At 67.5% G+C, this 20,713-nt stretch carries 17 protein-coding genes and 2 pseudogenes; 9 read left to right on the forward strand and 10 right to left on the reverse strand.

What is annotated here, in order from left to right:
- Window positions 1-444 precede the first annotated feature (444 nt).
- Window positions 445-633: pseudogene (locus OHV05_RS35570) on the reverse strand (group II intron reverse transcriptase/maturase); the annotation flags it as partial.
- Window positions 634-749: 116 nt separating this feature from the next.
- Window positions 750-1,577 carry a transposase family protein gene (locus tag OHV05_RS35575; protein WP_331730070.1) on the reverse strand — a complete coding sequence of 276 codons (828 nt, stop codon included), beginning with the start codon at window positions 1,575-1,577 and terminating at the stop codon, window positions 750-752.
- A 1,163-nt stretch (window positions 1,578-2,740) separates the two neighbouring features.
- On the opposite strand from OHV05_RS35575, the gene OHV05_RS35580 reads away from it, so the two are divergent.
- Entirely contained in the window at window positions 2,741-4,597 is a 1,857-nt protein-coding gene (locus tag OHV05_RS35580; protein WP_331730073.1) for a hypothetical protein, read from the forward strand.
- A gap of 113 nt (window positions 4,598-4,710) precedes the next feature.
- Window positions 4,711-5,901, forward strand: coding sequence for an ISAs1 family transposase (locus OHV05_RS35585; RefSeq protein ID WP_331730075.1), 1,191 nt, complete (start codon window positions 4,711-4,713; stop codon window positions 5,899-5,901).
- Window positions 5,902-5,957: 56 nt separating this feature from the next.
- Here OHV05_RS35585 and OHV05_RS35590 read toward each other — a convergent pair whose 3' ends face one another.
- The gene (locus tag OHV05_RS35590; protein WP_405021744.1) at window positions 5,958-7,583 is read right to left on the reverse strand and encodes an ISAzo13 family transposase; all 1,626 of its coding nucleotides are present in this window, start codon (window positions 7,581-7,583) and stop codon (window positions 5,958-5,960) included.
- A gap of 166 nt (window positions 7,584-7,749) precedes the next feature.
- On the opposite strand from OHV05_RS35590, the gene OHV05_RS35595 reads away from it, so the two are divergent.
- The gene (locus OHV05_RS35595) at window positions 7,750-8,430 is read left to right on the forward strand and encodes a hypothetical protein (RefSeq protein ID WP_331730078.1); all 681 of its coding nucleotides are present in this window, start codon (window positions 7,750-7,752) and stop codon (window positions 8,428-8,430) included.
- Window positions 8,431-9,146: 716 nt separating this feature from the next.
- Here the strand turns inward: OHV05_RS35595 and OHV05_RS35600 are convergent.
- Together OHV05_RS35600 and OHV05_RS35605 are read right to left on the reverse strand one after the other, a co-directional pair.
- Window positions 9,147-10,064, reverse strand: coding sequence for an IS3 family transposase (locus OHV05_RS35600; RefSeq protein ID WP_331730083.1), 918 nt, complete (start codon window positions 10,062-10,064; stop codon window positions 9,147-9,149).
- Window positions 10,061-10,369, reverse strand: a complete 309-nt coding sequence (locus OHV05_RS35605) for a transposase (protein ID WP_331730085.1) — start codon at window positions 10,367-10,369, stop codon at window positions 10,061-10,063. The genes OHV05_RS35600 and OHV05_RS35605 overlap by 4 nt, the downstream gene beginning before the upstream one ends.
- A 386-nt stretch (window positions 10,370-10,755) precedes the next feature.
- Between OHV05_RS35605 and OHV05_RS35610 the strand changes: the two genes are divergently transcribed.
- The 3 genes from OHV05_RS35610 to OHV05_RS35620 all read left to right on the forward strand — a co-directional run bounded on the left by OHV05_RS35610 (window position 10,756) and on the right by OHV05_RS35620 (window position 12,771).
- The gene (locus OHV05_RS35610; RefSeq protein ID WP_331730088.1) at window positions 10,756-11,349 is read left to right on the forward strand and encodes a hypothetical protein; all 594 of its coding nucleotides are present in this window, start codon (window positions 10,756-10,758) and stop codon (window positions 11,347-11,349) included.
- Window positions 11,350-11,553: 204 nt separating this feature from the next.
- Window positions 11,554-11,811, forward strand: a complete 258-nt coding sequence (locus OHV05_RS35615; RefSeq protein WP_405021624.1) for an integrase — start codon at window positions 11,554-11,556, stop codon at window positions 11,809-11,811.
- Between the two features lie 273 nt (window positions 11,812-12,084).
- Window positions 12,085-12,771, forward strand: a complete 687-nt coding sequence (locus OHV05_RS35620) for a GAF domain-containing protein (protein WP_331730093.1) — start codon at window positions 12,085-12,087, stop codon at window positions 12,769-12,771.
- Between the two features lie 168 nt (window positions 12,772-12,939).
- Here the strand turns inward: OHV05_RS35620 and OHV05_RS35625 are convergent, their stop codons facing one another.
- Complete coding sequence (locus tag OHV05_RS35625; RefSeq protein WP_331730095.1) at window positions 12,940-14,202, reverse strand: IS256 family transposase; 1,263 nt, start codon at window positions 14,200-14,202, stop codon at window positions 12,940-12,942.
- 373 nt (window positions 14,203-14,575) lie between these two features.
- Here OHV05_RS35625 and OHV05_RS35630 point away from each other — a divergent pair, with 373 nt between their 5' ends.
- Complete coding sequence (locus OHV05_RS35630) at window positions 14,576-15,385, forward strand: phosphotransferase (RefSeq protein WP_331730098.1); 810 nt, start codon at window positions 14,576-14,578, stop codon at window positions 15,383-15,385.
- 47 nt (window positions 15,386-15,432) lie between these two features.
- Here the strand turns inward: OHV05_RS35630 and OHV05_RS35635 are convergent.
- Together OHV05_RS35635 and OHV05_RS35640 are read right to left on the reverse strand one after the other, a co-directional pair.
- Window positions 15,433-15,699, reverse strand: a pseudogene (locus OHV05_RS35635) (antibiotic acetyltransferase); the annotation flags it as partial.
- The gene (locus tag OHV05_RS35640) at window positions 15,641-16,441 is read right to left on the reverse strand and encodes a Mu transposase domain-containing protein (RefSeq protein WP_405021745.1); all 801 of its coding nucleotides are present in this window, start codon (window positions 16,439-16,441) and stop codon (window positions 15,641-15,643) included. The gene OHV05_RS35640 and the pseudogene OHV05_RS35635, both read right to left, overlap by 59 nt.
- Before the next feature lie 715 nt (window positions 16,442-17,156).
- Between OHV05_RS35640 and OHV05_RS35645 the strand changes: the two genes are divergently transcribed.
- Together OHV05_RS35645 and OHV05_RS35650 are read left to right on the forward strand one after the other, a co-directional pair.
- Entirely contained in the window at window positions 17,157-18,092 is a 936-nt protein-coding gene (locus OHV05_RS35645; protein ID WP_331730106.1) for a nitrilase-related carbon-nitrogen hydrolase, read from the forward strand.
- A 422-nt stretch (window positions 18,093-18,514) separates the two neighbouring features.
- Window positions 18,515-18,838 (forward strand): hypothetical protein, encoded by a 324-nt coding sequence (locus tag OHV05_RS35650; protein ID WP_331730108.1) that lies wholly within the window; start codon window positions 18,515-18,517, stop codon window positions 18,836-18,838.
- 78 nt (window positions 18,839-18,916) lie between these two features.
- Here OHV05_RS35650 and OHV05_RS35655 read toward each other — a convergent pair whose 3' ends face one another.
- Together OHV05_RS35655 and OHV05_RS35660 are read right to left on the reverse strand one after the other, a co-directional pair.
- The gene (locus OHV05_RS35655; RefSeq protein ID WP_405021625.1) at window positions 18,917-19,402 is read right to left on the reverse strand and encodes a hypothetical protein; all 486 of its coding nucleotides are present in this window, start codon (window positions 19,400-19,402) and stop codon (window positions 18,917-18,919) included.
- Window positions 19,403-19,981: 579 nt separating this feature from the next.
- Entirely contained in the window at window positions 19,982-20,713 is a 732-nt protein-coding gene (locus tag OHV05_RS35660; RefSeq protein WP_331730114.1) for a GAF and ANTAR domain-containing protein, read from the reverse strand.

Below are 20,713 nucleotides of genomic sequence, written 5' to 3' on the forward strand. Positions count from 1 at the left end.
CCCACACAAACTCCCGAAAAGGCACCCCGGCCAGCACCCGAACCCACTGCCACACAGGCGCTCCAGGTGAGTGGCAATGATCGGGACACGGTCGCTGCAGTGGTCGTCCCGTGGCCTCGCATCCAGGGCGGCTCCCACCAAAGGCGGCTGAATTCCTCGACTGCGGCCGTCCGGTTGTCTGCGGTGGCAGGGCCCGGAGTTCGCCGAGGACCAGGGCGACGGGCGGTTGAGGCCCGTGCTCGTCGCTCATGCCCAGTACCACGCCGCGGCCGTGGCCCCGACCGCGTGCAAGCCGGTCCCAGCGGCTGCCGCCCGCAACGATGCCCTGGCGGCGCTGACGGTTGAGTCGGCCTGGAGCGCGGTTCCAGTGTTGCCACCGGTCCGTTTCTCCAGGCCGCTCTCCGAACCCGGCGTGCCCATTACTGAGCACCGGGCTCTCCACGGTTACTGCCGTTGGAGTGTTGCTCGGGCGGTTGGCCAGGGGCTGGGGATCGTGTTGCCCCGATAGCGATAGCGGGTGATCGCCGGTGTCCGCGCGGGGTTGACCAACTCGATGCCGTCCGCAGTAATCGGCAGCCAGATCCCGTGAGGGCCCAGTAGCCATCTGCGGACGTCCTTCCACGTCCAGTGATGCAGTGTCATGAACCACCTGATCACGCGGTGCCACAGGAAGATCCCGAGCGTGCGGAACGTGTGCTTCGCCACTGAGGTCTTCTCAGTAACGTCTCGTGACGGTTCGTGATCTTCGTTCAGGTGGTGCGTCCGTGTTCGAGCTGGAGCAGGACGAGGGCGGCGCGAGTGATCCGGGTAATGGCACCAGGGTCGAGGCTGACCCTTCGTAGTGCCTTGAAGGTGACCTTAAGCAGGGCGTTGGCGCGTTCGGCGACGCCGTGGACGCCGCGGATGACGGAGTTGAACGCCCTGGCAGCGTCGGTGAGTTCGGCTCCCTTGGGCTTCTTGACGGGGTGGCGGAAGCCGGATCCGGCGTTCTCGTAGCCGAGGTCGGTCAGGGTGGGGATGCCCAGCGTGGCCGCGAGCCGGTTCAGGGACTCGGTGAGGCCGTGGGCACGGGCGCAGGTGGTGTCGTGTTCGCGGCCCGGCCGTACGGGCGAGACCCAGATCGGCCAGCCGTCCGGGGCTGCGATGACCTGCACGTTCCCGCCATGGTGCTTGTGTTTCCCGGACCACCAGAGATCGGCCTTGTTCGGGCCGGCGGCGGCGATGCGGTCGGTGCGGATGACGGTGCCGTCCAGGTTGAGGTGGGTGTACCCGGCCGCCGCTGCACGTCCCAGCGCGGTGGACAGGTCCGGTGCGTGGTCGGCCAGGACCGTCAGGCTCTCGTGCAGGTAGCGGTACGCGGTCGGCACCGAAATGCCGTTGTCGCGGGCGAGCTGGGCCAGTCGCGTGCCGTCGACGAACCAGCGCAGTACCAGTACGGCCTGCTTGAAGGGACCCAGTGCCCGGGTGGCCTTGCGGGTGCCGAGCCGTTCGCGGTGTCCGGCGAGCAGTCGCGCGAGGGTCTCGGCGGTAGCCCTGCGAACGTCGAGGACGGCGGTGTAGGTGATACTGGAGGACACGTGGAGCCCCTGGTTGTACGGAACTGATCTTCGCAGACCTGTTCCTACCAGGGGCTTCACTTCTATCTGACGCCGGATCACCCCGCAAGGGCTCAGCTGCCCGGTGCGGCACCGTCACGCACCGCATCCGTCACGTTGCCGGGAAGACCTCAATTGATGGCCCCTGAACCACCAATCAGCCGCCAACAGTCCTGACAACCTCTAGCCCAACCCGCAAAACACACCCAGAAATCAAGATCAAAAATCAGAACCAGCGGCAGCCCATAACCGGCCCGCGGGGCCCCATGCCGAATTCCCGTCAGGCTCACCATGCGAATGTCCCGGAAACCCGCCCAGTAAACTGTCTCACTTTCCATCGTCAGAAAACACGCGGAGCCCCAGAAATTCTCACTCCCTCGACCTGGAGAGCCGATCTGTATTTCCTCCAGGCCATCGTCGGAACTAACCGGGGGTGACATAGATACTCACCGAGAACAGCTTCATCCAATGGGGAGGCCCTCCGGATGCCCTGCCGGATGCCCCCATGAATGAATTCTCGGTATTTCCATCTGAGTGCCCGATCGTCATACCCAAGATGCCCGGCAGGGCAGTCATCGATGCACTTACATGCACCGTCAAGCACCCTTGCTCACTAAATTCTGAACCCCTTGGGCATACTAATAGATACAGTCAAAGACTATTCGCCATATGCGGGCATTCGTCAATCTTTGCGCCATCTGTGCTTTCCCCAGAGGGGAAAGCAGGAGTGGCTATGCCTCGGCGGCCGAGGAACATCTACGGCAAGGCAACTCAGGAGGCCAGCACGGAGCATGAAGAGATTGGCGATCAGAGTGGGCAAGACGTCCAGAGGAGGCGATTTCCGAAACGTCTGCTGGCGGGGATCGCCGTCGGAGGAGTCATCGCAGCAGGAGCCAGTATCGCAGCTCCTCTGGCGGCACACGCAACAACTCTGCCTCCCCCCAAAGGAACCAAGAGCCATTCCGTCTACGTCGCCACCGTCCCAAGACTGGACGGGAGCTATTCTCCTACGATCCAGGCTCTCTATGAGGACGGGACCCCGATAGGGAGCCCGATCGCCAGTGGCATGAATCCACAAGCCACTACCACCAACGGGCCCGGGGGGAGACAAATTTGCGGTTGATCCAGCCGGGAATATATACGGCGTGACGACCGGTGACCTCGGAACTGCGGACCACAATGGAACCCTGTTCAAGGTTGCCCCCGACGGAACCAAGACGGTAATTCGTAGCGGTATCCAGTCCCCGATTGATGTGACATACGGCTGGGATGGGAACATCTACGTCTACACCTACTACGACGATGTTCTCAAGCTGATGCCCAACGGCACCCTGAACACGGTGACAAAGGGGCACAACGGGAACGAAGGCTATACAAGCATGGATGCCGCCCTGCTCATACCGAGCGACATAGATGTAGATGAAGCTGGCAACATCTACCTCTACAGACCGACGATAGCTTCCTACTCCGGGGTGGACCGGCCGGCACTTATCGTCAAGCGGGCCAAAACCGGGAACGGATACGCGGACGCTCAGCGCGCAGTGGCACACAATCGAAATATCGATACCGGAATGACCGTCAGCCGCACCGGAGATGTCTATTTCAGTTCCGGCGAAAAAATTATGAAGGTGACCAGCTGGGGCCAGCCGTATGATCCGCCGGGGGACACCGAGAGCGTCAGGTGGTCATATTCGAATGACGGAGTAGTTGCCGAATACAGCAACCTCCCCGCCGTCCGCGACTTGACCACAGATTACGATGGAAACGTCTACACCGCCCACACGTTCCTTGAAGGAACATCTGTCGATGTAATCCCAGTGGGAGACCCTCAACACCCGAAAAATGTATACCACCGCGCGACCGACACCACCATCGATATGCCATGGGTACTGGGCCTCGCAGTCCCCCGGGCCAAGCTCTTGGAGAAGCCAACTCTGCAGGTTTTTGACAAATGGGGAAGCGGAAACACTTCAAAAGTAGTTATCGGGGCAGCCTCGGCCGGGGATGCTCCAACCGCCTATCATGTACAAGTAATTAACTCCAACGGAGCGGTCACGGCAGAGCAGGAATCTGAATCCGGGGCCATCATCCTTAATAATGTCCCCAACGGCCAATACACGGTCAGGGCAACAGTTCTTAACGCCGTCGGCAGCAGCGAAGCAACCGTGATCACCCGGACCTTCGACCATTCTATCGGGACGCTCTGGCCCGACGGATATACGATGCCCAGCGGCCAGGCCTTTGCCAGTGGCACCTCGATCAGCGTCGGCACGGTGAACAGCCATCACACCATGGTCATGCAGACTGACGGCAACCTCGCCATCTACGACAACGACACTGACCCCGTCTGGAGCTCCAACACCTGGGGCAACCCCGGAGCCACCGCCACCTTCGGCGCCGACGGCAACCTGGTCGTCAAGAAGGCCGACGGCACTCCGATCAAGCGCACCTACGGTGGCCAAGCCGGCAGCGCCCTGACCTTCACCGCCAACGGTGAGCTGAAGATCACCAACACCAAGTGGTCCACGAACACCAGTGCTCCGATGTACCTCGACCCCGCCTCCCTCCCGAACTACCAGGCAGGCGGCATCGCCCCCGGGACCACCCTCGCCACCAACACCCTCTACTACATGGGCAGCAACGGACCTGGCAACAACATGGCCGCCCTGAAGATGCAGGGCGACGGCAACCTCCTCGCCTACGCCGTCAACACCGACGGCACTCTCGGAAACCTTTTCTGGAGCTCCAATACCTGGGGCAACAACGGCGCCACCACGACTTTCGACAACAGCGGCAACCTCGTCATCAAGAAGGCCGACAACACCGTCCTCAAGCGCACCTACCTCGGCAACAACAGCGGCGCCAGTATGACGCTCACCACCGCCGGCCTTCAGATCACCAAGGACGGCGTCACCAGATGGTCCACCGGCACCGGCTCCGCCCTCGCCGACAACATCCCCAACTACCAGGCGACCGGCACCCCCGCCAAGGCTTCGGCGTAGTCGCATGACGTCCGGCTTGTGACGATCTGTCGGGTGGGCAGTCCCGGGAAAAAGACAGGCACGGCTTCCAAGATCATGGAGTTCTCGACGCCCCGTGATCCAAGTGGAAGACCGTGCCTGCCGACGCATCATTGCCGATCCCACCTGCCCTTGACCAGCTCCGCGAGCGCCCCGAGGTCGTACCCGAGGAGATCCCGGGGCTGCTGGAACGGCTGGCCGAGGTGCCGGACCCCCGTGACCCACGCGGAGTGCGCCACGCCCTGGCCGTCGTACTGACGCTGACCGCATGCGCCGTGCTGACCGGGGCCACTTCGCTCTTGGCCGTCGGCGAGTGGATCGCCGACGCCCCTGCTCAGGTTCTGGAGTGCCTCGGCATCCGTATCGATCCGCTGCTGCCCACGCGGCTGGTGCCCGTCGAGTCGACGGTCCGCCGGCTCCTGGCCCGCATCGACGGCGACGCGCTGGACCAGGCGGTCGGCCGCTGGCTCGCCGACCGCCGCCCCCAACCGAGCGGTGCCGCCGACCTGCGCGGAGTGTCGGTGGACGGCAAGAGCCTGCGCGGAGCCGCCAAGGCGAAGGGCCGCAGGGTCCACCTCCTGGCAGCCATGGAGCACACCACCGGCCTGGTGCTGGCCCAGCTGGACGTCGGCGAGAAGACCAACGAGATCACCTGCTTCCAACCCCTGCTCGACACCGTCGCAGGCCTCGCCGGGACGGTCGTCACCAGCGACGCGATGCACACCCAGCGCGAGCACGCCGGCTACCTCCTCGGCCGGAAGGCGCACTACATCGTGATCGTCAAGGGCAACCAGAAGAACCTCCGCGAGCAGCTCAAGTCCCTTCCCTGGAAGGACATCCCACTACAGGTCCGCACCAAGGACACCGGTCACGGACGCTTCGAGATCCGCCGCATCAAGGTCGCCACCGTGAACAACCTGCTCTTCCCCGGCGCCCGCCAGGCCATCCAGATCAAGCGCCGCCGCACCGACCGCAAGACCAGCAAGACCACCATCAAGACCGTCTACGCCGTCACCAGCCTGACCGCCGACCAGGCCACCCCGGCCCAGCTCGCGAAGCTGATCCGCGACCACTGGCACATCGAGGCCCTGCACCACGTCAGGGACACCACATTCGCCGAGGACGCCTCCCAGCTCCGCACCGGCAACGCACCGCGCGCGATGGCGACCTGGCGAAACCTCGCCATCGGCGCCCTGAAGCTTGCCGGAGTCACCAACATCGCCGCCGCCCTCCGCCGCAACGCCCGAGACGTCACCCGGCCGCTCGCCCTCCTCGGCCTCACGTGATCACAAACCGGACATCACGCGACTACGCCGAAGCCTTGAAGGGAGCCGCCGATTAATTACTTGGCGTTCTTCGTGTGGGTTCGCCCGACGAGGTTGGCGAGGTCTGCCGTGGTGGGTGCGGTGATCGGTGCCGGGCGGACGCGGCGGTCGATGGCCTCCAGGACGGGGGTCATCTCGTGCAGGGCGTCGCCAACGGCGGCCGCGGGCGAGCCGAGCAGAGAGGTGAGGACCCGGATCTGGGTCTTCCAGCGGTGGCGGATGACGGTGACCAGCAGCCGGTCGGACAGCGACAGGGGACCGCGCCGCAGGGTGCGGTGCCGGGCACGCTTGTGGTGCAGGCTGATCGGCGGGTGGTCGAGGAGGTACTGCTCGACCTCGGCCAGCAGGTCGGCGAACGCGGCGGTGTCCATGCCGGTGAGGGTGGGATGGTGCAGCCAGTCGGGGGCCCGGTCGTCGGGCTGAGTGCGATCTTCGCTGGTCGGGACCGGTGTCGGAGTGGGTGGTTCGGGCCGCAGGGTGTAGTTCCATGTCCCGTGCCAGTCGTGCGCGGTCAGCGGCAGTGCCGCCATGACCTCGTCCGGAACCGTGACGCCGGTCGGGTAGGCGCCGGGGTCGAGTTCGGCGTGCACCGTGAGCCCGGTGCGGGTGGTGGTCGCGCCGATGGTGTTGACGACGACCTCGTGGCTGGTCAGTGGGCGTCCGCGCCAGTTGCTGCTGATCCTGGAGAAGAGGCGGTGTTCTATTTTGTTCCATTTCGAAGTTCCAGGCGGAAAATGACAGACCGCCACCTCCAGGCCGGCCGCGTGGGCGAAGTCGGCCAGTCCCTTCTTCCAGGCCCGCACGCGGTAGCCGTTGGAACCGCCGGCATCGGCGGTGATCAGCAGCCGGGTCGCGCCGGGGTAGCGGTGCCGTCCCTCGCCGTCCCACCACCTTCGCAAGGTGGCGACCGCGAACGCGGCGGTGTCCCCGTCGCAGCCCACCGACACCCAGCCGGCATCGGCGGCAAGGTCGTAGATCCCGTACGGGACCGCCTTCTGGGCGTCCTTCTCGGGAAAGTCGTGCGCACGCACCTGCACCGGCTGCCCGCTGCGGTGCCACTCCTGCCCGGCGACCGCGTAGCTGCCGAGGACCTCCTTCTTCTTGGTGTCCACGCTGATGACCGGCTGCCCGGCCGCGGTGAACTCCTTGACCCGGTCGTTGATGTAGTGGAACTGCGCGTCCCGGTCCGGGTGCCGGGCGCCTTCGGTGGTCCGCGAGGTGCCCTGCAAGGAGAACCCCTCGGCCTTCAGCAGCGCGGCGACTGTGTCCGGGCCGACCTGGTGACCCTGGCGAGTCAGCTCGGCCGCCAGGTTCCGGGTGGACTTCACCGTCCAGCGCAATGGCGACTCCGGATCCCCACGCTGATCCGGCTCGACCAGCGCCAGCAGCGCCATCACCAGGCCCGGGTCGCTCTCACGCAGCGGCTTGCGCCCGCCGCCCGCCGTTCGGACCCGGTCGGCGGGCTCCTGGTCCGCGTCCAGCTCCCGAGCGCCGCGCGCCACGGTGGACTCCGCCACCCCTGCCAGGCGTGCGACCCGGCGCACACCCCCGTAGCCGAGCACCCGAGCCGCCGCCCCCAATGTCAGGCGCCGCTGCCGCTCGTCCAACTGCGGCAGCAGCCGGGCGAGCACCTCCCCAAGCACCGCCGCACTCTCATCCGTCACACCGCGATCCTAGGCCCCAACCATCCCATCAGAACAAGGAGTTATTAATCGTCAGCTCCTTGGCACCCCCGCCGGCACCAGCCTCACCCCCGGCACCCTCTACTACACCGGCAGCATCGACAACGGCGGGAACACCCTGACCGCCGTGAAGCTGCAAGGTGACGGCAACCTCCTCACCTACGCCGCCAACACCGACGGAACCCTCGGCACCCTCCTCTGGGCCTCCAACACCTGGGGTAACTACGGTGCCACCGCCGTCTTCGGCACCGACGGCATCCTCAAGATCAACAAGAGCGCAGGCAACGGCGGAGCCGAACTGTGGCGCAGCGACAACAAGGCCGTCACCGGTGCCAGCCTCTATGCCGACCGCACCGGGCTGAGCATCGTACGTGCCAACGGCGTCCCTGCCTGGACCACCTCCGGTGTGGTCAACACCGGGGACACCGCCGCCCTTCAGCCCGGCGAGCAGATCTCCACCGGTGTCAAACTGGCCGGTTCCACCGCCCCCTCCACGAGCACCCGGCTGACGATGCAGGCCGATGGCAATCTCCTCCTGGAGAAGGGCACCAGCACCCTGTGGTCCAGCCGCGAGCCCGGCGTCAACGGCTGGTACTCCGGCGGCTACGGCGAAGGCACCTACGTGGCCGGCAGCACCCTCAGCCTCGCCAACGGCAAGCTCAACATGAAACTCCCCACCGGCTTCACCTTCTGGCAGAGCAGCAACAACGCCAGCCCCGGCGCCACCCTCAAGATCCAGGGCGACGGCAACATGGTCATCTACAACACCAACAACCAGGCCATCTGGGCCACCAACACCTTCGGATAACCCCCCACTCCCCCACCCCGGCACCACACCCCACCCACACGGCCCAGCGTTCCCGCCACCGTGACAACCCCCGGCCAGCAGCCCGGCCCTGGGACTGCCCCGTCAGGGAGCCCCGCCCCCGCCCGCCGCGCCTACCCTTGACAGGGCAGAACCGTTCTCCATGGGACCGCCTCTGCCACACCCCCGCGGTGTGCTCCTACCCGGCCCCGCCCCGTCTCCCCGGCGGCGGGACCGGCACCGCACAGCCAGCTGACGTGCCACCCAGCCGACCGCTACGTCCCCGGCGTGGGTGCTTGCCCCCGCCCCCGGCAGCCGTGAAGATCACCATCCGGTGACAAGGAGCTGGACAGCACCCCCACCGCAGTGTCCGGGCGGTGGCCTCACACACACCACGCCACCACCCGGACACCGGGGCCCCCGCACCACAACCACCCGCACCAGGAACCCGCACAGGACAACAGCCAGACACCCACCACAGCACCACAGCACCACTCCAGGCGCTCCCACCACAGGTCCCGCACGGCCTTCCCCGAGCAGCCCAGTCCGCCGGCCACCGGACCCGGGGTGCCCGTGCCGGGAGGTGTACGGCTGCCAGGAGCAGCCGTACCGTCAGGTACCGCTGAACCGTTGGCCAGAAAATGACAATGCCCCAACTGACCACGGTTTCCCTCCCGGTACCGCGAACTGAGGTTCCCCCGTTGTGCGGGTGTCGCTGATCAGCTGGTCAGGATGGGGTGACGGGTGTTCAGGTTCGCTTGTTCGGCCGTCGCCTGGTCGGCGTAGTGCTTCTCTTCGAACTCGATGGGGCTGAGGTAGCCGAGTCGTTTCTGGATGCGCCGGCTGTTGTAGAAGCCGTCGAGGTACTCGAAGAGCGCGAGGTTCGCCTCGGCACGTGTGGCGAAGACGCGCCCGCGCACGCACTCGGTCTTGATCAGCATCCACAGATTTTCCGCGAGGGCGTTATCGTAGGAGTCCCCGATGGAGCCCATGGAAGCATCAACTCCTGCCCGTAGTAGACGGGTTGTCAGCTTGATGGATGTGTATTGGCAGCCGTGATCGGCATGATGAATGAGCTTGCCCGGCTCGATCTCGCGACTGGCGAGTGCGTACTCCAGCGTCGTCAGGACCAGGTCGGCATCCGCGCGGGCTGAGGTCTCCCAGGCGACGACGCGGCGGGAGAAGGCGTCGCGGATCGCTGAGAGCCACAGCGGGCCCTCGCTGGTCGAGATCATCGTCAGGTCGGTGACCCACAACCGGTTCGGCGCCTGGGCTGTGAAGTCCCGGTTCACCAGGTCCGGGGCCAGGGTGGCCTTCGGATCGCGGCGCGTGAAGCCCTTGCGGCGTGGGCTCATGCCGGCGATGTCGGCTTCGCGCATCAGGCGCTCGACCCGCTTGCGGCCCACCTGGGTGCCCTCGCGTCTGAGGGTGGCGTGCACGCGTGGCGAGCCGTAGTTGCCGCCGGACTCCGCGTGAATCTCCTTGATCCTCCCGGTCAGCTCGACATCGCGGCGCCGCCGTTCGCACGGCTCCTTCTCGGCGCGGCGCCACCGGTAGTAGGTGGTGGAGGGGATGTGCAGTTCCCGAAGTACGCACTCGACTCCCAGGCGGGGGTGCTCGTCAACGAGCGCCGTCACCTGGGCCGGGTCGGGTCGAGTTGCGCCGCGAAAAACGCCGAGGCCGTCCGCAGGACGTCGTTGGCCCGCTTGAGCTGCACGTTCTCCTTGCGCAGGGCGGCGAGTTCGGCACGCTCGTCGGTGGTCAGCCGGTCGTCGCGTTCGCCGGCGTCCGCTTCAGCCTGACGGATCCAGCCGCGCAGAGCCTCGGGATGCACGCCGAGGTCGACAGCCAGCTTCTTGATCTGGGGCTTCGGCTCGGCGGTGCGATACATCCGCACCGCACGCTCACGCAACTCCAACGAGTATTTCCGGGGTGCAGCCATGGTCAGCGGTCCTCTCATGAGTCCCATCTGACCCGCTGTCAGCGCCTTCCGCATCTCGGGGGAACCTCAAACCGAAACAGTTCCGCGCCCCCGCCCCCACCCCGGCTTCGCCGGACACCCCGATCTACACCCACCTCGCCCGGACACGGAACGCCCCCGGTGGCGGCGGTGGCGCAGCCAGCACTGTTGATGGAGCAGGCGGCGCCGCAGACACCACCAGTGGGGACACCGGCCTGGGCGGCAACGCGGACTGGGCGAGCAGTGCCGGCGGCGGCTGGACCGGCGGCACCGCCGGCACCCCGAAGACATACAACTGGTCGACCCCGCCGGGAGTCGGCGCCGGCGGCACCAACCACGCCGGGATCGTCTCGGGCTCGGGCATCGGCGTGACCCAGACCAACAGCACCCGGGGCGGCGCCTCCGAGGTCACCACCGCGACCGGCGGCAACGGGCGGGTCGTCATCAAGTACACGATCGCGAACGCCACGTCCTTCGGCTGGAGCAACAGCCAGCGGATCAACAGCGGCGACAGCTACACCGTCGTAGACGGCAGCGGCAACGCCAAGTTCCGCCTGGGCATGCAGGGCGACGGCCACCTGGTCCTCCACAACGGCGCCTGGCAGCTCCTGTGGGCGTCCAACACCGGCGGCAGCACGGGTGCCTACGCCACCATCGACAACGGCGTCATCAAGATCATGAACGCCGCCGGCACCCAGACCCTGTGGAACTCTCTCTCCCAGAGCAGCGCCAGCACCGACACCCTCAACCTGACCAGCACCGACGCCCTCACCGTCAACAGCTCCGGCGGCTCCATCGACTGGCTCACCGCCAACAACGGCGTCTACACCGACTACACCCTCCCCGCCGGCACCGTCCTCTCCTACGGCGCGGGCGGCTACAGCGTCAACCGCCAGCTCGTCATGCAGTACGACGGCAGCGCGAATATTGGGTCTGCTGCCTGGAAACCCGGCGTGTCATGAGCGTGATGGCGGCCCAGCTCAGATGCGCATCCCGTTGACTGAACTAACTTTGCCGTTTTCCCAGTTCAGGACCTATTTAGTGCCGTCTGCTGCTGGCTTCCGGACATGCCTGACGATGTAGGAATCGAGCGCGACTTATCCGCTCTGGAGCTCCCGCAGTGGGGGTCTCTGCGGGAGACCGGCGATCGCTGGGACCCGTGCCAGTTGATCAACAGGGACAATCAGGTCTGTGCCGAGGCTGCGGCGTTCTTCAAGAACCTCCAGGCGGCCGACCGCGAAGAGGCGACCCTGCGCCCGTACGCGATGGACCTGCTGCGCTGGCTGCGATGCCTGTGGGTGCTCGGCATCAGGTGGGACCAGGCCACGTCGGTTGAGGCACGAGACTTCATGCGCTGGATGCTGCTGGCAGACAAGCCCGTGCGGCTCCACTGGCGCCGTCAACGGCAGCAGCTGGCTTCGTAGGTGCCACCCGGACTCCATCTGTAGGGCTGTTCTGACTCCAATTGGCGGGGTTGGAACGTCAGTTTGGTGGGTGAGAACTGACTCCACCCGGCCGGTTCTGCCGGAGCATGGCCTAGGGTGCCGAGTGACGTCCCAGACCCTGACGTGGCCATCGCTGATGCGGCGCGAATCCACGGGGGTGCGGACGATGTATCCAAGGCCAAAACCAGCCGGACCGAGGAGAACCACCCACCTGGTCCCCGCGCCGATGGCGCAGCCACAAGGGCGTGCCCGATGACAGGCGACCGCCTCGGCGAAGCTCTGCGACTGCTCCAACTCCACGACCTCTTCCAGGAGGTCCCCGAAGTCACCGTAGCCTGCACCGACGCCCTGGAGATGGACGGCCTGGCCCTCTCCCTGGTCACCGGCGGCACCGACACCGAACTCCTGTGGTGCTCCGAGGCGGCCCGTGACTTCGAGGACCTGCAGTTCACCATCGGGCACGGACCGGAACCCGATACCGTGCGCACCAAGACGGTGCAGTGGGTGCCCGACTGGGATCGGGTCCGTCCCGGCCGCTGGCCCGCGCTGACCTCCCAGGCCGTCGAGCTGCAGGCCCGAGCGGTCTTCTGCTTCCCGCTCGCGGCCGGCACCCACCTCATCGGCGTCCTGACCACCGTGCGCCGCACCCCGGGCCCCCTGACCGCGCGTCAGGCCGACAACGCTTGGATGCTCGCCGCCGCGTTGACCGCCCGGTACCTGAACATCGGTGAAGCGCCGCTGGAACGCCCGGGCCGGGTGCTGTTGCACCGTCGCCTCGTCCACCAGGCAAGCGGTATGGCCGCCGCCCAACTCGACATCCCACCACGCAGAGCCCTGCTGCAATTGCGCGTCCTCGCCTTCAGCAGCGGACGCCCCCTCATCGACATCTGCCAAGAAGTGCTGGACCGGCGCCTGCGCCTGGACCACAGCGACAACTGACCGGCCAGGCGCTGTGTCCGCTGTTCGACACGGGCCCAGGTCTGCCGCATCCGCCCGCCGCAAGACCCTCAGCGGAGCCAAATCTCACCGAGGGACTATCACGATCTAGGTGTACGACACCCGGTTGGACTAGGTGTTGATCTTGCTGTCGGGCGTGGGCCAGGTGGCCTACGCCCGTCCGGCTGACAGGCGTCCGTCGAAGGTGATGTCGAAGGCGTTGAGGGCGGCCATCCAGCGGTTGCTCCAACGTTGGCGGCCGCGGCCAGTGGGGTCGAGCGCGAGGGTGGCCAGGTAGAGCCGTTTGAGGGCGGCCTGCTCGTTGGGGAAGTGGCCGCAGGCGCCGGCGGCCCTGCGGTAGCGGGAGTTGAGGCTCTCGATGGCGTTGGTCGTGCAGATGATCTTTCGGATCTCGGCGTCGAACGCCAGGAAGGGCACCATCTCGGACCAGGCCCGCTCCCACAGTCGCACGACGGCCGGGTAGGACGCTTCCCAGGCGGCGGCGAACTCGGCGAACCGCTCCAGGGCCGCGGCCTCGTTCGGCGCGGTGTAGACGGGCTTGAGGTCGCGGGCGACCGCCGCCCAGTCCCGCTTGGAGGTGTAGCGGAAAGAGTTCCGCAGCAGGTGGACGATGCACGTCTGCACCACGGTCTGCGGCCAGACCTGGGCGACCGCATCGGGCAGCCCGGCCAGGCCGTCGCAGATGAGGATCAGGCAGTCCTTGACGCCCCTGTTCTTGATCTCGGTGAGCACGGACTGCCAGTACTTGGCGCCCTCGCCGCCGCTGGAGGTCCACAGGCCCAGGATGTCCCGGTAGCCGTCCGCCGTGACGCCGAGGACGACGTAGACGGGCCGGTTGGCGACCTGACCGTCGCGGACCTTGATGTTCACGGCGTCGATGAACAGGACCGGGTAGACCGGGTCGAGGGGGCGCGTGCGCCAGTCGGCCATGCTCTCCAGAACCCGGTCGGTGATCGTGGAGACGGTCTCCTTGCTGGTGGTCATGCCGTAGACCTCGGCCAGGTGCGCGACGATCTCCCCGGAGGTCAGGCCCTTCGCGGTCAGCGAGATGACCAGGTTGTCCAGGCCTTCGGTTCGGCGGGCGTACCGGGGCACGACCTTCGGCTCGAACGTGCCGGCCCGGTCCCGCGGGACCTCGAGCGTGACCGGCCCGGCCTCGGTCATCACGGTCTTCATCCGGTAGCCGTTGCGCGCGTTGCCCCCTTTGCGCGCCGAGCGGCCCTGCCCCGCCGACGAGGCCAGGTGCTCGTCCATCTCGGCCTCCAGGGCTTCCTGGAGCAGGTGCCGGGTGAGCTGCTGCAGCAGTCCGCCCTCGCCGAGCAGCTGCATCCCGCCGGCCCGGGCCTGCTCGGCCGCCAGCTCGGCGACCGACGCCACCACATCCGACGCACCCGTGTTCCTCCTCGGACCCATGCCCAAGGCATCGGCAGTTTCCGACTCCGACGAAACCGACCCGTCAGGAACCGACCCGATCTGGTGATCCGTCAGCGAGCTCATCAGCGTCTCCCTTGATCAGGGTGTCCACCTGATTCATGACACTCCCCTCACCGACAGTAGAATCTGTCTGTTGTTGCTTCGGACTGTCCGGGGAGGTGTCGATAGGTTGGTTGTCCCGGGTCCCCTCGCTCCGTGTCCCTGACAGGCTCGGTCTGAGAAGGCCCGGTTCGGCGTGGAGGTGGTGGGGCTGAGCATGCCGGTCGTGGCGGACGGTAAATCGGGTGCGTGTTCGTGTGGTTTCCGGCAGCATTCGGGGCGACTTTCTTCCCCTTTGTCCTGTGGAGGATTCGTGACGGACCCGGTGCCTGCCCCTGACACGGATGAGGTCGTGCTGACCGGTGGCGGCGGGGCTGTGGTCAGCCGGCGCGGCGATGTGGTCCTGCGTGAGGCGTCCGCGTGGTCGAGCACGATGCAGGCACTGCTGCGGCATCTGGAGGCGGTCGGCTTCGCCGGTGCGCCGATGGTGGTGGGCTCGGGGTTCGACGATGCGGGCCGCGAGATGATCACGTTCGTGGAGGGCGGGTTCGTCCACCCCGGTCCGTGGGAGGACGACGCCGTGGGCGGCCTGGGGGTGCTTCTGCGTGGTCTGCATGACGCCACGGCGTCGTTCCGTCCGCCCGAGGGTGCCGTGTGGCGGCCCTGGTATGGACGCTCACTCGGCGGGCCAGAGCGTGTCATCGGTCACTGCGACACCGGTCCGTGGAACATCGTGGCGCGCCAGGGCCGCCCGGCGGCGTTGATCGACTGGGAGTTCTGCGGTCCGGTGGATCCCTTGGTGGAGCTCGCGCAGATGTGCTGGCTGAACGCGCAACTGCACGATGACGACGTGGCGGAGCGCGCTGGTCTGCCTCCGGCCGGCGCGCGTGCCCGCCAGCTGCGGGCGATCGTCGACGGCTATGGCCTGTCCGCGGGCCGGCGCCGTGGCTTCCTCGACACGGTCATCGAGGTGGCCGTGCAGGACGCCGCCGACCAGGCCAGCGAGGCCGGCGTCACCCCCGAGAGCACGGACGCCGAACCGCTGTGGGGGATCACCTGGCGGCTGCGGTCGGCTGCCTGGATGATGCGCAACCGCGCCCTGCTGGAGCGGGCCCTGCACTGAGAGGGAGGGCTCCGGTGCTCGGCACCACCACCACCGCCGCCGCAGTGTCAGGCGCCGGGGGCGGCGGCTTCGAGGGCCTCGATCGTGCCGGACATGATGGTGCGGATGTGCCGGGTGATGTGGTCGGCGGGCCAGTCCCACCAGGCGATGGCCAGCAGGCGGGCGACGTCGGTGTCGATGTAGCGGGGGCGGATGACCTTGGCGGGGTTGCCGCCGGCGATGGCGTAGTCGGGGATGTCGCCGGTGACGACCGATTCAGCGGCGATGATCGCGCCGTGTCCGATCCGCACCCGCACCCCGGGCATGACCAGGGTGCGGTAACCGAGCGGGCGCCACGACTCCCAGCCGCACCAGCGCCTGGGCCCGGGCCGGATCCTCCTCCTCGACCGGCACCACACCAGGAAGGGCCGGTGCCGCCTGCGGCGCTTCCTGGGCCTTGCGGGCCTCGATCGTGACCAGCTCCGGACTGCAGGAACGGGCCCCGAGGACCGCCTCGATGCCGGCGACGACCGCGTCGGCGGGCAGCTGGCGGTGCAGCAGCCGGACCTCGATCAGCGCGCGGGTGCCCTCCCGGTCGCCGTGGGCTTCGCGGGCTGCGGCCCAGAGGGCCTCGTGGGCGGAGGTGAACGTTCCCTCGGAGCGGGCCTGCGCGAGGGCAGCCGCCCCGGCGAACGCGCCGGGCTTGACCAGCAGGACCTCCAGGTAGTGGTCCAGGATGTCGTGGTAGGTGTAACGCCTGGTCAGCCTCGGGTGCCGGGCGACGACCTTGCGCCCGTCGAAGACCAGCAGCTCGTTGGCCCGCAGCGAGACTCGGACCGTGCCGCCGATGAACCGAGCGGGCACCGAGTAGTAGCACTGGCGGACCGTGACGCGCCCGTTGCGGTGGACGGTTGGCGTCAGGTCCAGCCCGCAGTCGTATCCGTCCACCGGCAGCGGTGCCAGCAGCGGGCGCTCGGTCTCGAAGTCGAAGCCGATGCTGGTGGGCCGGCCCTGGATGTGCCGGGTGTCCTCCGCCTCGTCGATCCGCGCCAACCGCTCGTTGAGCTCGGCCAGCATCTCGACCTGCGGCGGCGGGACCAGGTGCGTGCGCCGGAACCTGCCGCCCTCGTGCTCCACCCCGCCCTTCTCGTGCGCCCCTTCCTCGCCGGGGGTGCAGTAGAACGGCGTCACCCCAGGACCGGAAACTCACCCAACGCATCGACTCGTGCCGGTCCCGCCCGAAGCAGACCTGACGGACCGCCGCCTTCAGGTTGTCGTACCGGATATGCCGGGCCGGGACACCGCCCAGCGCCTCGAACGCGGCCCGATGGCCTTCCAGGAACCCCTGCTGGGAGCCGGTGGCGTAGAGGCGGTGGACGGCCTTGCCGCTGTAGGACATCCGCAGCGTGAACAGCACGCACTTCACCCGCTCGCCCGCCAGGTCCAGCCACACGTCCGCGAAGTCGACGTCCGGCGCCTGTTATGACGGTGTGTCGGTCTGGTTGGGCGGTGGTCTTTTCGTGCGTCGGCCCGCTGGACCTCAGGCAGGCGGCGGCGATATCCACGAGCAGGGTCTGGAACCGGGTGGGGCGCACGTGTCTCCTCTGTACTGCCGCACGGCACCGCGCCGTCCGGCGCCGCTCAACGTACCGTCGCGTTCGCGCGCTCCAGTGGCCAGCGCGGCCGGTCACTGCCCCGGGCGGCCCTGCTGTGGTGTCCGGTGGCGTGGCGAATCGTTCTTGCTGCAGTGGCGGTCGTCCGGACCGCCGGTCAGGTGAGGAATGCGTTTCCGATGTCGCAGCCTGTTCGTGTCGTGTTCCGCTCCGCCCGGCGCACTGCGCCGGTCTTCGGCGAGGGGCTGCGCGTAGCCCTGTACCAGGGCCAGGGCCAGGTCGGCAGCCCTCAGGCGGTAGAGCGGAACCTAAAACGCCTGGTCGAGGTGACGGCGCTGGCGGCGGACTACGGGTGCCAGGTGGTGGTGTTCCCGGAGAAGTACACGACCGGCTACGCCATCGGCCCCCAGGAGTGCCGCGAGCTGGCCGAGCACCGCGAGGGCCCCTCGGTCGAGCGCGCCCGGCTGGCGGCCAAGGAGAACGCCCTGGCCGTGGTCCTGCCCTATCCCGAACGCGACGGGACCGATTTCTACGACTCGATCAGCGTGATCACGGCGGATGGCCTGGTAGCGGCGAACTACCGCAAGACCCACCTGTACGGGGCCGCCGAGCGGCGCAACTACTCCTTCGGCCAGGACCTACCGCCTGTGGTCACCATGAACGGCATCGAGGTGGGCGTACTCAACTGCTACGAGTGCGAGTTCCCACCGCTCTACCAATACCTCGCCGGACAGGGCGCGCAGGTCGTCCTCGGACCCACCGCGGCCGACGGGCACTTCCGCCTGGCCGACGGCACCATGAGCCAGGTCCCCTACCAGGACGCCACCCGCCACATCATCCCGGCCATGGCCAGCATCTGGCGCCTGTTCATCGCCTACGCCAACCGCCGCGGCTGGGAACAAGTCCCCGCCGGCGCCTGGCAGTACCAAGGAAACTCCGGCATCTGGGCCCCCGACGGCGAACCACTGATCGCCGCCACCGCCGAAGACCGCCAGTACGACTGCCTGCTGATCGCCGACTGCCTCCCCGCAGCGGTGCCCCCCTTCAGCCCCGAAGGCCACCACCCCACCGACAACCGCCTCGCACTCAACCCCACCCTGCGACCCGCCCACTGAGACCACCCACCAGCACCGCAGAGCTGGCAACATCCAGACCCACAGCCACCCGCGCCACACAGCGCGACCACAGGCGGCCAAACATCTCCCCACCCGCTGACCTCCAGCGGGGAAATCCAACCCGCCTGGCCACTATCTACCCTGCGGAGTGAAGTGCGCCTGGAGGCGATTGCCGCTGCGGCCATCGCCTCGTTGACCACGCTGTGACAGTGCCTCAGCAAGCGGCGGGCGTCCCGACCGGTCGGCGTCGCAGAACTGCCCCCGGAGGCAGCGAATCGGCTCTGCCAGCCGACGACACCCGATCTTCACCGCGCTGGCGAACCAGTGGCGGCACGAGGGCCACATGCTCCCGGGGCAACACGACCGGGTGTGGTCCCTCCTCGTCGCGTCTCCCGCTGGTCGGGGTGTGGTGCCGTGGGGGTGTGCCCGAAGTACGGCCCACCCTGCGCGCCGAGCGGACCTGGTGCATGGGCCCCTCCTGCCTGGAGGCCTGGGCCTACGACCGGATGGGCACCCCCTGCCTGGAGCCGGCCACCCACACCGTCCAGGCCGACGGCAGCGGCGGCCGCGGCCGGTACATCGTCTGCGACGGCCGCGCCCGCGCCGCCCGGATCCACATCGTCGGCAGCCGGATCGTCTCCCAGCATCGCGTAACGCGGCCGCGCCTGAGTCCTCTACGGCAGTCCGCCGGCTCGCGCACAGCCTCGCGGGGCTGCTGCTGCCGCGGGACCGCAACAAGACGCTGACCGCCGTGGCCCGGCGACAAGTGAACGTGCTGTGGGCCCTCATCCGTGACAGGCGGTGCTACCAAGACCAACTATCCGTCACAGTTGTTGCTTGACAACACTAATAGGAGGTGACCCCTCGTTCAGTTGCCGAGCAGTGCTTCCTTCCGCGGTACCGTCGACGATCTCGCTGGCTAGCCGGCATCTTTCGGCGTGGGTGCCGTCGCCGAAGGCGGCGGACGCCTCGTTGACCGTTACGTGCCAGCGTTCCGCGAGGATGCCTGTGGCCTGTTCCAGAGCGATGTGCTCGTTGAGCTGCTTCCGGAGTCGGTCCTGCTCGGCTCGGCCGGCCTTCAGGGCGCGCTGCAGGCTGGCGATGGTCGCCTCGGCGGCCAACGCCTGCCCACCGGGCAGGTCGGGGCCTGTTGGAAATGTGAAAGCCGCGGGTCGGCCCCATTTGTGGCTCGCTTCGGCATCGGTGATCCCCCATGCCTGGCCCAGTTCTACATCACTTGCGCCCTCGTGGCGGGCGTCGCTGGCCGTGTTGTCGGCCGCGCATTCCACCGCGGCGGCAAGCTCGCTCAACGCCTCAAGATAGGCCATCGGACTTGAGCGGTACGGCAGCACGGGGTTCCTCTGTGTGCCGCTGCCACGGTCTTCAGTAAGTTGGCCCCCCAGCCCCTGGGCAAGATTACAGACGTCGGCGAACAGCTTGTCCCGCTCTGCTGCGGTGGGTGCACGGAGCGGTCGCGAATGAGCTACATCCGCCCGGAGGAATGGGTTCACGGTTGCTCCCCGAGTGCGGGTGCCGACCGGGGGTCGACATGGGCGCGGCGTCGGGGGCTGGGACACCAGGACCTTCAGGCTACTGCGTTTCGTCCGGCGAGGGGCCGCTGTGCATCCGGTGGCCGCTGCCCAGGCCGGCTGATGGTGCTTCAGGTGGTCCCAGCCCGGGGCTCGCTTGGCCGACAGCTTCAGCAAGCCGCCGCCGGTCAGCTGCGGCCCCCGCGAGCGGGCCCCAGCCGATGACGCCATGCACCAGCTGCTCCAACAGATCCGCTGACACCTCAGCCACCGAGCCTCGGCCGCCTCAAGGGAGACGATCGCGTCGCTCATCAGATGCCTTCCTGCCCCGGGGATGAGGCGAGCAAGACACAGCCCGCTTCACCGTGGAATCTGGTCGGTGGCGATCTGTCCGGCGATGATCTGGCGGCCGAGGTCGGCCAGGAGCAGATGCTGCGAGCGGGCGTAGCTGCGCAGCGCGGTGAAGGCCTCGTCTACCGGGCACTGCCAGCGCTCCGCGAGCAGGCCCTTGACCTGCTCCACTACGATCCTGCTGTTCAGCGCTTGCTGAAGTTGTACGCGTTCGAGCTGGCTCTGGTCCAGGGTGCGCTGCCGCACGATGGTGATGGTGGCGATATCGGCGATCGCCTGAGCGAGGATGACGTCTTCTTCGCTGATGGAACCTGTCCGTGTCTGGAACAGGTTCAGGGCGCCGATGACCCGGCGGTGCAGCCTCAGCGGGATGGCGTGGGTGACCTTGAAACCGGTATCGCGGGCGCTGGCAGCGAACAGCGGCCAGGCTTCGGTGACCGTAGGGCTGGTGAGGTCGATGTCGGTGCGCTGCTGCCCGGTGGTGTAGCACTCCACGCAGGGGCCCTGGGAGTGCTGCAGGGCGAACAGTTCCAGCAGGCGGGTGTTCTCGTCGGAGGCGGCGATCAGCTGCAGCTCGTCGTGCTGGTCGGCCAGCAGGACACCGGCCGCCGAGACGTTCAGAAGCCCAACGCAGTGCACCGACAGCCGGTGCAGGAGCTCGATCACGTCGAACTCGCCTGTCAGGGAGTCCGCGACCTCCACGAATGCCTCGGTTACGTGCTGCTCACGGGGCATGGCCAT

It is taken from the genome of Kitasatospora sp. NBC_00070 (assembly GCF_045041205.1).
Taxonomy (GTDB): domain Bacteria; phylum Actinomycetota; class Actinomycetes; order Streptomycetales; family Streptomycetaceae; genus Kitasatospora.